The organism is Streptosporangium sp. NPDC001559 (genome assembly GCF_042893955.1).
Lineage (GTDB): Bacteria > Actinomycetota > Actinomycetes > Streptosporangiales > Streptosporangiaceae > Streptosporangium.
The window spans coordinates 134,399-147,475 of the sequence record NZ_JBIAVG010000004.1 but is presented as its reverse complement, the minus strand read 5'-3'; the positions used below and the strand labels follow the sequence as shown (position 1 = coordinate 147,475).

At 73.3% G+C, this 13,077-nt stretch carries 13 protein-coding genes; 11 read left to right on the top strand and 2 right to left on the bottom strand.

What is annotated here, in order from left to right:
• Nucleotides 1–106 precede the first annotated feature (106 nt).
• The gene (locus ACFYY8_RS10635) at nt 107–1,195 is read right to left on the bottom strand and encodes a DUF6745 domain-containing protein (RefSeq protein ID WP_390039346.1); all 1,089 of its coding nucleotides are present in this window, start codon (nt 1,193–1,195) and stop codon (nt 107–109) included.
• Between the two features lie 279 nt (nt 1,196–1,474).
• Nucleotides 1,475–2,053: a TetR/AcrR family transcriptional regulator gene (locus tag ACFYY8_RS10630; protein WP_390039344.1), complete on the bottom strand. Its 579-nt coding sequence runs from the start codon at nt 2,051–2,053 to the stop codon at nt 1,475–1,477.
• Nucleotides 2,054–2,606: 553 nt separating this feature from the next.
• On the opposite strand from ACFYY8_RS10630, the gene lanL reads away from it, so the two are divergent.
• From lanL to ACFYY8_RS10575, 11 genes are all read left to right on the top strand, one after another.
• A complete protein-coding gene (gene lanL, locus ACFYY8_RS10625; RefSeq protein ID WP_390040080.1) occupies nt 2,607–5,450 on the top strand; it encodes a class IV lanthionine synthetase LanL in 2,844 nt (947 codons plus the stop codon).
• A complete protein-coding gene (locus ACFYY8_RS10620) occupies nt 5,447–7,258 on the top strand; it encodes an alpha/beta hydrolase family protein (RefSeq protein ID WP_390039342.1) in 1,812 nt (603 codons plus the stop codon). The genes lanL and ACFYY8_RS10620 overlap by 4 nt, the downstream gene beginning before the upstream one ends.
• Before the next feature lie 145 nt (nt 7,259–7,403).
• A complete protein-coding gene (locus ACFYY8_RS10615; RefSeq protein ID WP_390039340.1) occupies nt 7,404–7,532 on the top strand; it encodes an ALQxL family class IV lanthipeptide in 129 nt (42 codons plus the stop codon).
• 56 nt (nt 7,533–7,588) lie between these two features.
• Nucleotides 7,589–7,711, top strand: coding sequence for an ALQxL family class IV lanthipeptide (locus ACFYY8_RS10610; RefSeq protein ID WP_390039338.1), 123 nt, complete (start codon nt 7,589–7,591; stop codon nt 7,709–7,711).
• A gap of 185 nt (nt 7,712–7,896) precedes the next feature.
• On the top strand, nt 7,897–8,016 hold the full coding sequence (locus tag ACFYY8_RS10605) for an ALQxL family class IV lanthipeptide (RefSeq protein WP_390039336.1): 120 nt from the start codon (nt 7,897–7,899) through the stop codon (nt 8,014–8,016).
• Nucleotides 8,017–8,201: 185 nt separating this feature from the next.
• Nucleotides 8,202–8,324: an ALQxL family class IV lanthipeptide gene (locus tag ACFYY8_RS10600; protein WP_390039334.1), complete on the top strand. Its 123-nt coding sequence runs from the start codon at nt 8,202–8,204 to the stop codon at nt 8,322–8,324.
• Nucleotides 8,325–8,408: 84 nt separating this feature from the next.
• Nucleotides 8,409–8,534: an ALQxL family class IV lanthipeptide gene (locus ACFYY8_RS10595; RefSeq protein WP_390039332.1), complete on the top strand. Its 126-nt coding sequence runs from the start codon at nt 8,409–8,411 to the stop codon at nt 8,532–8,534.
• 151 nt (nt 8,535–8,685) lie between these two features.
• The gene (locus ACFYY8_RS10590) at nt 8,686–8,826 is read left to right on the top strand and encodes an ALQxL family class IV lanthipeptide (protein WP_386188116.1); all 141 of its coding nucleotides are present in this window, start codon (nt 8,686–8,688) and stop codon (nt 8,824–8,826) included.
• A 173-nt stretch (nt 8,827–8,999) separates the two neighbouring features.
• On the top strand, nt 9,000–9,128 hold the full coding sequence (locus tag ACFYY8_RS10585; RefSeq protein ID WP_390039329.1) for an ALQxL family class IV lanthipeptide: 129 nt from the start codon (nt 9,000–9,002) through the stop codon (nt 9,126–9,128).
• 189 nt (nt 9,129–9,317) lie between these two features.
• A complete protein-coding gene (locus ACFYY8_RS10580; RefSeq protein WP_390039326.1) occupies nt 9,318–11,123 on the top strand; it encodes an ABC transporter ATP-binding protein in 1,806 nt (601 codons plus the stop codon).
• On the top strand, nt 11,105–13,057 hold the full coding sequence (locus ACFYY8_RS10575) for an ATP-binding cassette domain-containing protein (protein WP_390039324.1): 1,953 nt from the start codon (nt 11,105–11,107) through the stop codon (nt 13,055–13,057). The genes ACFYY8_RS10580 and ACFYY8_RS10575 overlap by 19 nt, the downstream gene beginning before the upstream one ends.
• Nucleotides 13,058–13,077: the final 20 nt, after the last annotated feature.

Here is a 13,077-nt window from a genome sequence, read left to right as displayed (position 1 = left end):
ACTCCAGGAAGTGTGGAGAGACAACCGCGATGGCGGCGGCCGTACGGCCGGGCGGCCTCTCCCACCGGCCTGTGGGAATACGCCTGGCTCGTCGTCGTGGGGTTCGTCAGAAGAGCCGGGGGTGATCCCACTCGAAGGCCTCCAGCGGGGTGGTCGTCTCCACGGGAACGACCAGCCCGGCCCTCCTACGCGGCTGGCCGGGGTTCGCGGGGTCGCCGACGCGCAGCAGGACCCGGGCCGGCTCCCCCAGGATCTCCTCGGGCACCTCGTACAGGGCGAGGGTCAGGGCCGGGTCGCGGGGGTCCTCGGCCGAGGCGACCAGCGGCAGTCCGGTCTCGGCGACGTAGCGGTCCCAGCCGAGGGACTCGATGGCGCACCTTCGGACCTCGGCGTCCTTCTCCGCCGCGATGGCCTCGCAGTTCGGGGCCTCGACCACCCACTTCGGAACGCGGGTGCCGTGCCAGGCGTAGAGCGTGTGCCCGTCGGGCCAGGAGAGCGCGGGCCCGTCCTCGCAGTGGAGCCGCAGGTCGCCGTCACGCCGGATCGCGACGGGGCGTCCGGACATGACGACCGCGCCGGCCAGGGGGATCCACCAGCCGAGCCTGCGGGTCACCTCCGCCAGCGCGTCCAGGTGGTCGTCGGATCCCACCCCGGCCACACGCAGAGCGGAGGTGTAGAACGCGATCCAGTAGGCGTCCCTCCAGATGTCCTGGGCTCCCCACACGTACCTGGACGGGTCCGATCCGGCCCGGTCTCCCAGCTGGCTCAGGAGCTGCCCCCGTAACTGGGCGCGGAGCTGCCCCCACAGTTGCTCCCAGAGCCGGGCGCGGAGCTGGCATCGGAGCCGGTCCCAGAGCCGCTGCCCCAGCCGGTTCCTGAGCCGGCTCTCCAGGCACTCCTTGAGCCGGTCCTCGAAGTGCCCGTAGTGGACGACGGAGTGGCCGAGGGCGGAGACCATCGGGAAACAGCCGGGCGGCGAGTCCACCCACACCCTGAGAAGAGGCGGCTCCAGGCCGATCATCGTGTACATCTCGCGCACCGCCAGCTCCGCCTCGCCCCTGTCGACGGGGCGGGTGGACAGGCCGTCGCGCATCCACTGATCACGGATGTCGTCGACGAGGGCCTCGTGCTCGGCGGTGAGGATGCCCTCGAAGGGGGGCAGGGGCGTGCCGCTCATCTGCAGTCGGTCATCCATCTCGGAGAGTCGCTCAGGACGATCGGTGACACCGCCGGTCCGGACTTCTCGTCGGCCGCCTCCGGACGCGTTCGCCGGGTCGAAGGAGCCGGGTGAAACACGAAGCGTGCCTGCGCTCTTCTTCGAGCGGCTCGGTCCGGAGAGGAAACCTGCGTTGTTCCGATGCCGCCAGGTTCACCGAACATTCTTGCGAGCCACTTGGAAGTCGCTGGGGGACATTCTTGCGAGCCACTTGGAAGCCGCTGGTGTTAAGGAAGTCGCCGGTCAGGGCGCCGGATCTCAGTCGCGGTGCGGTGCCCGCGGTTTCAGGGGGGCGAGGTGGCGGCCGACGGCACGGGCCAGTGCCTCGACGTCACCGCCGGGCTCGGGCTGCACGTTTCCCTCGACGAGCAGGTTGGCCAGGCCGTGCATCATCGCCCATGTGGCGACGGCGGCGGTCCAGTCGGTCGAGCCGTCCGGCATGGTGGTGCCGCTCAGCCACTGGTGCCAGGCCCGGTCGCGGGCGGCCACGAAGTCGGGGTCACGGCTGTTGAGCAGGTCGGGGACGCGCATGACCGCGAAGTGGGCGGGGTGGGCGGTGGCGAAGAGGACGTAGGCGACGCCCTGCTCGACGAGTCCGCCGGTGACCCGGACCCGTTCCAGCTCGTCGGCCAACAGGTGGTAACCCTCGACCGCGATCGCGGTGAGCAGGCCGGCCTTGTTGCGGAAATGGTGAGTGGGAGCGGCGTGGGAGACGTCCGCCCGGCGGGCGATCTCGCGAAGGCTCAGCGCGACCGGCCCGTCCTTCGTGACGGCCTCCAGCGCGGCGTCCAGCAGAGCCCGCCGCAGGTCCCCGTGATGGTAGGACTGCTTACTCACGGCGATCAGCCTACCGGGGCCGTCTGGACGCCGTAATGCCCCCTCAGGGCTGCGGACCTGCTCAATCATCGGCTGGGCGGCCGCCCCGGGTCCCGGTTTTCGCGGGAACCCCGCGACACGGGCCGCCTCCGGGATCGCGCTTCGCCGGGGTCCCGTTCGGCTCCCCTCGGAGGCCGGAAAAGAGCCGGGTCGGGGGCCGGTCGGGGGCCGGACGGCTCGCCGTGCCGGACGGCTCGCCGTACGGACTCGGGACCGGGCGGACGTCGGCCCCGGAATGACCCACCTCAATCTTGCCGTTGCCAAGATTGAATCCGCGTCGTATCTTGTCGATGTCAAGTTCGGCATCGGGGGGCCGACCGGCAGGGGTGGTGCCGGTGGATCCCACGACGGCCTCGGCCGGGGGCCGGCCTGCTCAAACGGTGGTCTCGACAGGCCGGTGAGCGGACCGGTGCCGACGCCGCTCACCCGGAGCCGAACCCGGACGGTGAGCGGTTCGCGTCCGTCGTGGACGACGCGGGCCAAGATCGAGCGAAGACGATGGGGAAACGTGGACATGCAGGCTGTCAACGGGGGAAACCGGTTCGATGAGGACCGTCACGTCCTGCTGGACGTCGCCACGGCGGCGCTGGCGAGGGCCGTGAGCGGACCGGGTGACGCGGAACCACGGGCGGAAGGAGGGGTCGTCCCCGGCTGGGAGATCCAGCAGGGCTCTCCCTGGACCTACGTGACACCGCAGGACGCGGCCACCCGCCCGCAGGGCTGGAAACTCCACGTCTCCGCGACGCCGCTGTCGGCGCCGCTGGTGCTGACGCGGGTGGTGGAGGTGCTGGCCCGGCACCGCTGCTCGTTCAAGTTCGCCGCCACGCTCACGGAACTGAGCGGACTCGTCTCCCGCGACCAGAACCGCGGGTCGATGGGCAAGTTCGTCACGGTCTACCCGCCCGACGACGAGGCCGCCGTGGCGATCGCCGAAGAACTGCACACCGCCACGTACGGCCTGCCGGGCCCGCCGATCCTGTCCGACCGCGTCTACCGGCCCGGCAGCCTGGTGCACTACCGCTTCGGGGTGTTCTCCGCCCCCAGCGAGCTCGACAACGACGGCACCTACGCCTCCCGGCTGACCGCCCCCGACGGTACCCGGGTGACCGACGAACGCAACGCCTGGTACTCCCCGCCCGCGTGGGCGCCCTGCCCCTTCGAGTCGGGACAGGCGGCGGTCAGGACCGCCGCGCCCGAGTCGGTCCTGCTGGCGGACCGGTTCGTGGTGCGCCAGGCCCTCCGGCACAGCGCCAAGGGCGGGGTGTTCCTGGCGGAGGACCGCACCGACGGCGGCATGGTCGTGATCAAACAGGCCCGCCCGCACCTCGGCGCCTCGATCGACGGACGCGACGAACGCGATCTGCTGCGTCACGAGGCCCGCATGCTGGAGCTGTTCGGGCCGCTGGGGGTCACCGCGCGCAAGGCGGCGCTGTTCGAGACCGGCGGCAACCTGTTCCTCGCGCAGGAGCACCTCGCCGGGACCCCGCTCAGCGTCTGGGTCAACGAGCAGCGCTCCTCCCGGCCCGCCGCGGAGTGGCGCGAGACGGTGGTCGGCCTGGCGCGGAGGATGACGGCGCTGGTCTCGACGGTCCACGGGCGGGGGTACGTGCTGCGCGACCTGACGCCGAACAACGTCATGGTCTCCCCCGACGACGAGTGCCTGCTGATCGACCTGGAGATGGCCGCCGTGCCCGGCACCCCGGTCGGCCGGGCCTACACACCCGGTTACGCCCCGCCCGAGCAGGTGCTGGCCGCCCACTACGGGCCCGCGCCCGAGGCCACGGTCGACCTGTTCGCGCTGGGAGCGACCCTGTTCTTCCTGGCCACCGGCTGCCAGCCCTCGGTTCCCGAGGACCTGTCCCCGGAGGTCAGGCCGTGGGAGTCCCGGCTGCGCACGCTGCTGAGCGTGGTGACCGCCGACGACGCGACGGCGACCGCGCTGGCGCCGATGATCCTGGGACTGATGAGGGAGGAGCCCTCCCTGCGCTGGGACCTGACCCGGGTGCGGGCGTTCCTGGACGAGCTGGCCGACGGGACCGGGCCGTCTCCCTCAGCGGGGGGCGCCTACCGCCTGAGCGTGGCCGACCAGGATCGTCTGCTCGGGGACGGGCTCGCCCACGTCCTGCGGACGATATCGCCGTCCGGACCCGGGGGCGGTGTGACGCGGCGCGGTTCCCTGTGGCCCGTCACCGGGTTCGGCATGACCGCCGACCCGTGCGCCCTGCAGTACGGCTCGGCCGGGGTGCTCACCCTGCTCGCCGCCGTGGTGGATCCCGAGCTTCCGTCGTCCTCCGAACCGGGCACGGGCGGTGACCTCCTGACGGGCTCGCGCGAGGACCTGACGGCGGGGCTGCGGCAGGCGGCGGACTGGACCGTGCGCCGCCTGGCCGGCGAGCCGCGGCCCTCGCCGGGGCTGTACTTCGGCCGGGCGGGCATCGCGTGGAGCCTGTACGAGGCAGGCCGCGCGCTCGACGACGCCTCCCTGCGAGCCCAGGGGCTCGACATGGCCCGGGGCCTGCCGGACGACTGGCCGAACCCGGACATCTGTCACGGCCTTGCCGGAACGGGACTGGCCCTGCTGCACTTCTGGCACGCCACCGGTGACACCGAGTTCCGCGACAAGGCGGACAGGTGCGCCGACGCCCTGCTGAAGGTGGCCCAGCGCACCCCGGAGGCCGTGCTGTGGCGCATTCCCCCGGACTTCGACTCCGCACTGGCGGGAGTGCTGCACTACGGCTTCGGCCACGGCGTGGCCGGGATCGGGGCCTACCTGCTGGCGGCGGGAACCGCGCTCGGCCGGGACGACTGCCTGGAGACCGCAGTGGCGGCGGGGGAGACCCTGCTGGCCGCGGCCATCCGCCAGGACGACGCCGCCTGGTGGGCCGAGAGCCCCGGCGGCGTGGCCCGCAAAACCCACTGGTGCAGCGGCTCCTCCGGGGTGGGAACGTTCCTGGTCCGGTTGTACGCGGCCACCGGCGAACCGCGCTTCCGTGACGCGGCCGAGGCCGCCGCGGTGGCCGTGCACTCCGGCCGCCTGCACATGGGTACGGCCGCCTGCCACGGACTGGCCGGTGACGGGCAGTTCCTCCTGGACATGGCCGACCTGCTCGACGAGCCCGCCTACCGCGAGCGGGCCGAGGAACTGGCCGCGTGCCTGTGGGCACGCGCCATGCTCCACGACGGGCTGCTGCTCGTGGCCGACGAGGGCGGGCACGAGGTGAGCCTCGGCTGGAACACCGGCATGGCGGGCGTTCTGGACTTCCTGCTGAGGCTGCGCCACGGCGGGCCGCGCCCCTGGATGGCGGACGAGCCGAAGGGCGCTCCGGTGCCCGCGGCGGCCGCGGGCCGGGCGCGATGAAACTCGGCACGGCGGGCGCGGGCCGTACGGCGGCCGGTCTCGCGACCGGAGCCGATCGCCTTCCCGACGTCCGCCGGATCAACTTCCGCTTCTCCGGGCGCGGCCGGTACCTCGCCTGCCTGGCCGACCACGGTCACGGCCGCCTGGCCCCCGAGCTGTGGGACCTGTCCGACGCGGGGCGGGAACCGCTGGTCTCGCGCACCCGCGACGAGCAGACGCCGATGACGGTGCCGATGGTCACCGACGACGGACACCTCCTGCTCTGCCACATCGGTACCGAGGGCGTGCACCGCGTCCTCCTCGCCGTCCCCTCCCGGGACAGCGGGCGCACCGAGGAACACGAGCTGGGCACCGTCCTTGGCAACGGCCTCACGATCGTCGCGGGGCCGGGCGGGGGAACGGCGGCCGTGGCCTTCGCGACCGGCGTCGAGCAGAGCAGGGTGCTGCGCCTGTCCGGCAGGGCCGAACCGCCCGAACCGGTCATCGTACTGCCGGACCTGGTCGGCGGCGGGGTCTGGCTCGACGAGAACGGCACACGCCTGGCCGTCCGTTCCAAGACGGGGGCGAGCACGGCGGTCCTGGACCTGGCGCGCGGCGCCCTCGAACCCCTGACCGGATTGTCCGGCGACGAGCACCTGCTGCTGGCCGCGCCCCGTACGGGTGTGCTGCTCACCGCCGCCCGGCGCGACGGCGTGTACCGGCTCGGCGTGCGTCTCCTGCACGACGACGGGCCCACCGTCTTCCCCGACCGGCTGAACGCGATCGAGGGCGGCGTGACACCGCTCGCCCTGTCCCCCGACGGGCGACGGCTGGCCCTGGCGGTCACCCGCCGCGCCCGCTCTCACCTCCTGCTGCACGACCTGGTCGGGGACGTCACGGAGGAGAGCGGCCTGCCGGGCGGGACGCTGTTCCCCCTGGCGCACTGGGGCGACACCCACCTGCACCTGATCCACACCACGCCCGACCGGCCCCCCGGCCCGATCACCGTGTCCCGGCGGGCACACCGGATCCCGTCCGTCCCCGAACCGTCCCGGCCCCGCTGGGCCGGTGCCCGCGTCCACACCTATGACGGTCCCGCCGGAGTCATCGAGGCCGTCGTGTACGGCGAGCCGGTCACCGCCGCGCAGGTCGTGATCGCCCTGCACGGCGGCCCCGAGGCGGCCTGGCAGCTCGGCTTCGACCCGTTGTTCCAGCGCCTGGCCGCCGAGGGGATCGCGGTGGTCGCCCCCAACCAGCGCGGCAGCACCGGATACGGCGCCGCCCACCGCGACGCGATCCAGGGCGTGTGGGGCGGCCCCGACCTGGCCGACATCCTCCACCTGGGACGCGCCCTGGGCGCCGCCCGAGGGCCGCTCCTGGAGCGACCGGCGCTGTACGGCGCCAGCTACGGGGCCTACCTGGCGCTGCTGGCCGCCGCCGCGCGGCCGGAGCTGTGGGCCCGTGCCGCGGTCGTCGCCCCGTTCCTGTCCGGGCGGGAGCTGTACGAGGACGGGCCCCCCACGGTGCGCACCATGCTCGACCGGCTCGGCGGCCGCGAGGAGATCCACGACGACCTCGGGCCCCGCGACCTGCTGCGGCTGGCCGACCGCCTGCGAACGCCCCTGCTCATCGTCCACGGCGAACGGGACCCGATCATCCCTGTCTCCCACTCCCGGCGCCTGCGCGACCGGCTGCTCCGGAGCCGCCACCACGCGGCCTATCTGGAGATCCCCGGCGCAGGTCACGACCCGCTCTCCGAGAGCGACGGGAAGGTCGTCCGCGACGGCCTCGTCGGCTTCCTGCGCACCGGGACGCCCCCGTCCGCCTAACCGGCGTGGACGGGGCCACAGCCCCGGCCGGCCCGGGGGCTCCCACGGGCTCGCCCGGTGGAGGAACCCGGGACCGGCCGGTACGGAGGGCCGTCGCCGTCGAAGGCGGCCGGCCCTGACGACCACCAACAAAGAAGGGAAAACGATGGAACTCGACATCACCGCTCTGGACCTGCTCCCCGCCGAGGAGGAGTCCCCGCTCTACCCGTGCCAGGTCACCTGCTACCCGCGTACCTGCGGCATCGGCCGTACCTGCCAGATCACCGAATGGTGACGTCTCCCTCGCACTAATCGGTATCAGAACCAACGGATCAGCAGAAAGGCACCACTGTGGAACTCGACATCACGGCCCTGGACCTGCTCCCCACCGAGGAGTCCAAGCTCGCCCTGTGCAAGGTCACCTGCGTTCCGAACACCTGCGCCGGCCACACCTGCTGGGAAACCTCCTTCTGAGGCCGTTCGTCCTCGTGTGGTCGCCGGGTGTCCGGCGTGTTCCGAGGACGGTCCTGACGGTGCCGTGCCCGGGTGTCGGCCTGGGCGCGGCCCCTTCCGGCGCGGTGGTGTTCACGCGACGCCGCCGGAGAAGGTGTGCCTTCGCGCCGGACATCTTCCAGAGAACAGCAAGAAAGGCAGAAGTCATGGAACTCGACATCACCGCTCTGGACCTGCTCCCCGCCGAGGAGTCCTCGCTGCAGCTGTGCGAGATCTCCTGCAGCATCACCTGTCACGGCCGCACCTGCATGGTCACCTCGGCCTGAGGCCGTTCGTCCTCGTGTGGCCGCCGGGTGTCCGGCGTGTTCCGAGGACGGTCCTGACGGTGCCGTGCCCGGGTGTCGGCCCGGGCACGGCCCCTTCCGGCGCGGTGGTGTTCACGCGACGCCGCCGGAGAAGGTGTGCCTTCGCGCCGGACATCTTCCAGAGAACAGCAAGAAAGGCAGAAGTCATGGAACTCGACATCACCGCTCTGGACCTGCTCCCCGCCGAGGAGTCCCCCCTCTACGTGTGCACGGTGACCTGCGCCAGGACCTGCAGGCTCGGCGGCACCTGCCAGGTCACCAGCAGCTGACACCTCTCCTCGCTCCGAGAGAGCGGGAAAGAGGCGGGCACCCGCGGCCCTTGACAGGCAACCAGGAGAAAGAAGGAGAAGGCGATGGATCTCGATGTCACGGCCCTGGACATGCTCCCCGAGAGGGAGGAGTCCCGGCTGTACCCGTGCAACTACTCCTGTGAGTACACCTACCACTGCCAGCTCAGCTGCGAGGGCACCAACCGGTGACACCTCCTCCCCAGCGGGAGGAACGCGAGGAGATCGCGGATCTCCGAGGCGAAGGAACGTCACGGACCATCCCCGGAGTCCGCGCCTCCCAGAAGAACGCCGCAGGCGTGTCCACGCCCGCGGTGATTCCGACCACGGAAAGGAAGAAGACATGGAACTCGACATCACGGCCCTGGACCTGCTCCCCGCTCAGGAGGAGAGCCCCCTGTACCCGTGCCAGGTCACCTGTAACGGCAAGTCCTGCGAGCACACCTGCACCGGTCCCACCTGCGACTGGACCAACCCCGTCTGACGTCTCCCGCGTCGGGAGGGTCCCGGGGGACGACGGCCCCGCTCGGGGGCCGTCACGACCACGGTGGCCCGGACCTCCTCCGGGGCGATACGCGCCCCGGAGAAGGCACACCTGAACATCGCCCGCGAGGCGGCGACGCCCGCGGCGACTCCAACCACAGAAAGGCAGAAGTCATGGAACTCGACATCACCGCCCTGGACCTGCTCCCCGCCGCCGCGGAGGAGTCCCCGCTGCGGGAGTGCAGCGGCCCCACCTGCGGCATCACCTGCAGGGGCCGCACCTGCAGCATGACCACCACCTGAGCACGTCCGCCTCGTGGGATGCGCCGGAGCCCGGCGCCTCCCCGGGAGGACGGCCATGACGGCGCCGCGCCCGGTCACCGAACCGGGCGCGGCCCTTCCCGGCCGGGTGGCTCCCCAGCAGCGACGCCGCAGGAGAACCGAGAGAGGACAACGATGTCAGACCACGCGTCGGACGCGCCGGAAGAGCGAGTGACGCACAAGCACGGCGACCGGCTCCTCTGGTCGCTGACGCGTGGCGCGTGGGCGCCGCTGGCGGTGGCCACGGTGTCCGTCCTCATCTCGTCCGCCGCCGCGCTGGCCCTGCCCGCCGCACTCGCCGCCGCGGTCGACGCGGTCCTGACCGGACGGGGAACGGCGGACGCCGTGACGTGGCTCGCCCTCGTCATCGCCGTCGCCACGGGCGCCGAGGTCACGGGCGCGCTGGCCGGGGTGACGGCCACCGCGTCCGCCACGTCGGCCCTGCGCTCCCGCCTCACCGCCCACGTCCTGGGACTCGACACCGTTCAGGCGCGCCGGTTCCCCACCGGGGAGCTGGCCAACCGCCTGGTGAGCAACGCCGCGACCTCCGGATACGTCCCGCTGACGCTGCTGTACACGGTCACCGGGCTTCTCACCTCCATCGGCGGCGCCGTCGCGCTGTTCCTGATCGACTGGCGGGTCGGTCTGACCTTCCTGGCCGGTGTGCCCGTCGCGATCGTCGTCATCCGCGTGTTCGTCGCCCGGGTCTCGGGGTTGTACGACCGCTACCAGGACGCGCAGGGCCGCCTGGCCGCGCGCCTCACCGACGCCCTGGCCGGCATCCGTACCGTGCGGGCCTCGGGCACCGCCGACCGCGAGATCTCCCGGGTGCTCGCCCCGCTGGCGGAGCTGTCCGCCAGCGGGCACGCCCTGTGGCGCGCCCAGGCCCGCAGTGTGTGGCAGCTCTCGCTGTTCCTGCTGCTCGTCGAGGTGCTCGTGCTCGCGGTGACCGGGCTCGGCATCGCCGACGGGCGTCTTGAGCCGGGCCGGTTGCTGGCCGTGGCCGGTTACACCGCGCTGGCCCTGGCCGTCGTCGAGAGGATCGACTCGCTGATGGACCTCGCCCACGCCCGTTCCGCGGCCCGGCGGGTCGGGGAGGTGCTCGCCCTGCCCGTCCAGGTTCCCGGCTCCCGCCCGCTGCCCGAGGGCGCCGGAGCGCTCTCGTTCCGCGCCGTCACCGTGGGCGGCGACAGCCCGCCGCTCCTGGACGGCGTCGACCTGGAGGTCCCCGCTGGGGCGATGACCGCCGTCGTCGGGCGTTCCGGCGCCGGCAAGAGCACCCTCGCCCTGCTGGCGGGACGGCTGATGGACCCCGACCACGGCCAGGTGCTGCTCGACGGTCTGCCCCTCACGGAGATCGACCCCGACGCGCTCAGGAACGCCGTCGCCTACGCCTTCGAACGCCCCGTGCTGCTGGGCGGCGACCTCCTGTCGGCCGTCGCCTACGGTCTGCCCGCCGGTACCTTCGACGTCCGTGAGGCGGCGCGTGCGGCGCACGTCGACGACGTCGTCCGCCGCCTTCCCCAGGGGTACGGCACGCCCGCCGACACGGCCCCGCTGTCCGGCGGTGAGCTCCAGCGGCTCGGACTGGCCCGCGCGCTGGTCAGGCGAGCCCGCCTGACCGTTCTCGACGACGCGACCTCCAGCCTCGACACGGCGACCGAGGCCCAGGTGATCCGGACCCTGACGGAGGAGATGCGCGGGCGTACCCGGCTGGTCGTCGCCCACCGCGCCACGACCGCCGCCCGCGCCGACCTGGTCGTGTGGCTGGACGACGGACGGGTGCGGGCCCGCGGTCCCCACCGGGAGCTGTGGCGGGACCCGGCGTACCGAGCCCTGTTCACCGCCGCCGCCCCGGTGTCCGGCGCCTCGGTGTCCGCCGCTCCGGCGTCCAGCGTCCCGGTGTCCGGCACCGGTCGGGAGCCTGCCGACGCCGACCCGCTCCACGAGGAGGAACCGTGCCCGGTCCGTCCCTGACCCGCCCACGGCCCGAGCGGGACATCCCGCCGCCCGGGGCCGTCCCCGTGCAGGCCCCGCCGTACGAGGGCCGTCTCACGGGTGACGGCGGGCTCCGGCTGCTGATGTCGCTGTTGCGTCCGCGTCTGCGTCCCCTGACGGTGGCCGCGCTCTGGTCCGGCGTCGAGGCGCTGCCGACGCTGCTGTCCGGCCTCCTCATCGCCACCGCCGTCGACCGGGGCTTCCTGGCGGGGAGCCCGGGGACCGGTCTGGCCTGGCTCGGCCTTCTCGGGCTCACGATGCTCGTCCAGGCGGCGGCCGTCCGGATGATGTTCCCCGCCCTGGCGGCGGTGGTCGAACCGCTCCGCGACGACCTGGTCACCGCTGTCGTCACCGCCGCCGTCACCCGCGCCGCGAAGAGCGCGCGGCCACCGGACGCCGCCGCCGTGACCCGCCTCACCGAGCAGGTCGAGACGGTGCGCAACCTGGTCTCCGCGCTGTTGCGGAGCACCCGTGCGCTGGGTGTCTCGCTCGTCGCCGCGCTGGGCGGCCTGCTGCTCCTGTCGCCCCTGCTCGCCGCCGTCGTGGCCGTGCCCGTCACCGTGGCGCTGGTCGTCTTCGTCCGGCTGCTCCGCGTGCTCGTGGCCCGTCAGCGAGCGCTCATCCTCGCCGATGAGGAGCTCACCGGACAGGCCACCCCGATCCTGACGGGCCTGCGCGACGTCGCCGCCTGCGGAGCGCGCCGACAGGCCTACGCGACCGTACGGGCGGCCGTCGACACCCAGGTGGCGGCCACCCACGCCCTGGCCTGGGCCGGCCTGAGCCGTCGCCTGGTCGTCGCGCTCGGCGCGCACCTGCCGCTGCTCGCCCTGCTGCTCGCCGCCCGGTCCCTGATCGGGGACGGTCACCTGAGCGCGGGAGAGGTCGTCGGAGCGGCGACCTACCTGGCCACCGGCCTCGACCCGGCGCTGCGCGCCCTCACCGGCGTCGTCGGCGGCTGGGGCGTGACCCTCGCCGTCACCCTGCGCAGACTCGGCGAGACCATCACCCCGCCGCCGGAGCCGTCCGCCCCCACACCTGTTCCTCCTGCTCCGTACGGCACCGCCCCGCCGCCGGGACCGTCCTTCGCCGCTCCCGTCCCGCCCTCTCCGTACGGCACCGCCCCGGCGACCGTCGCGGACGTGGAGCCGGTCGGCCACGGGCTGCGCCTGGAGAACCTGGGCTTCGCCTACGCGCCCGAGGCCACGCCTGTGGTGCGCGACCTGGACCTCACGATCGCCGAAGGCGAGCACCTGGCCGTCGTCGGCCCCAGCGGCATCGGAAAATCCACCCTGTCCATGCTGCTGACCGGGTTGCGCCGCCCCACCGAGGGCCGGGTCCTGCTCGGCGGCCTGCCGATCGAGGCGGTCCCCGAACACCGGCTGCGCTCGTTGATGGCGCTGGTGCCGCAGGAGGCGTACGTCTTCACCGGCACCGTGGCGGAGAACCTCGCCTACCTCCGCCCAGAGAGCACGCGGGCCGCCGACGAGAGGCTGGAGGCCGCGGCCGAGGCCGTGGGAGCCGGCGCGCTCGTCGAACGGCTCGGCGGCCTCCGGGCCACGATCGAGGAACCCGCCGCGCTCTCCGCCGGAGAACGGCAGCTCATCGCCCTGGCCCGCGTCCACGCCTCCCCGGCCAGGATCGTCGTCCTGGACGAGGCCACCTGCCATCTCGATCCGGCCGCCGAGCAGCGAGCCGAGGCGGCGTTCGCAGCCCGCGAGGGCACACTCATCGTGATCGCGCACCGCATGAGCTCAGCGGGCCGGGCCGGGCGGGTCCTGCTGATGGACGGCACCGCCGCGCTCACCGGATCACATCGGGAGCTGGCGGCCCGATCGCCCCTCTACGCCGACCTGGTCGGCCACTGGCACGGCGGCGACCCGTCGGGACACCGGCCGCCGGAGGGCTCCCGCTGACCTTCCGCTCCGCCCACCGC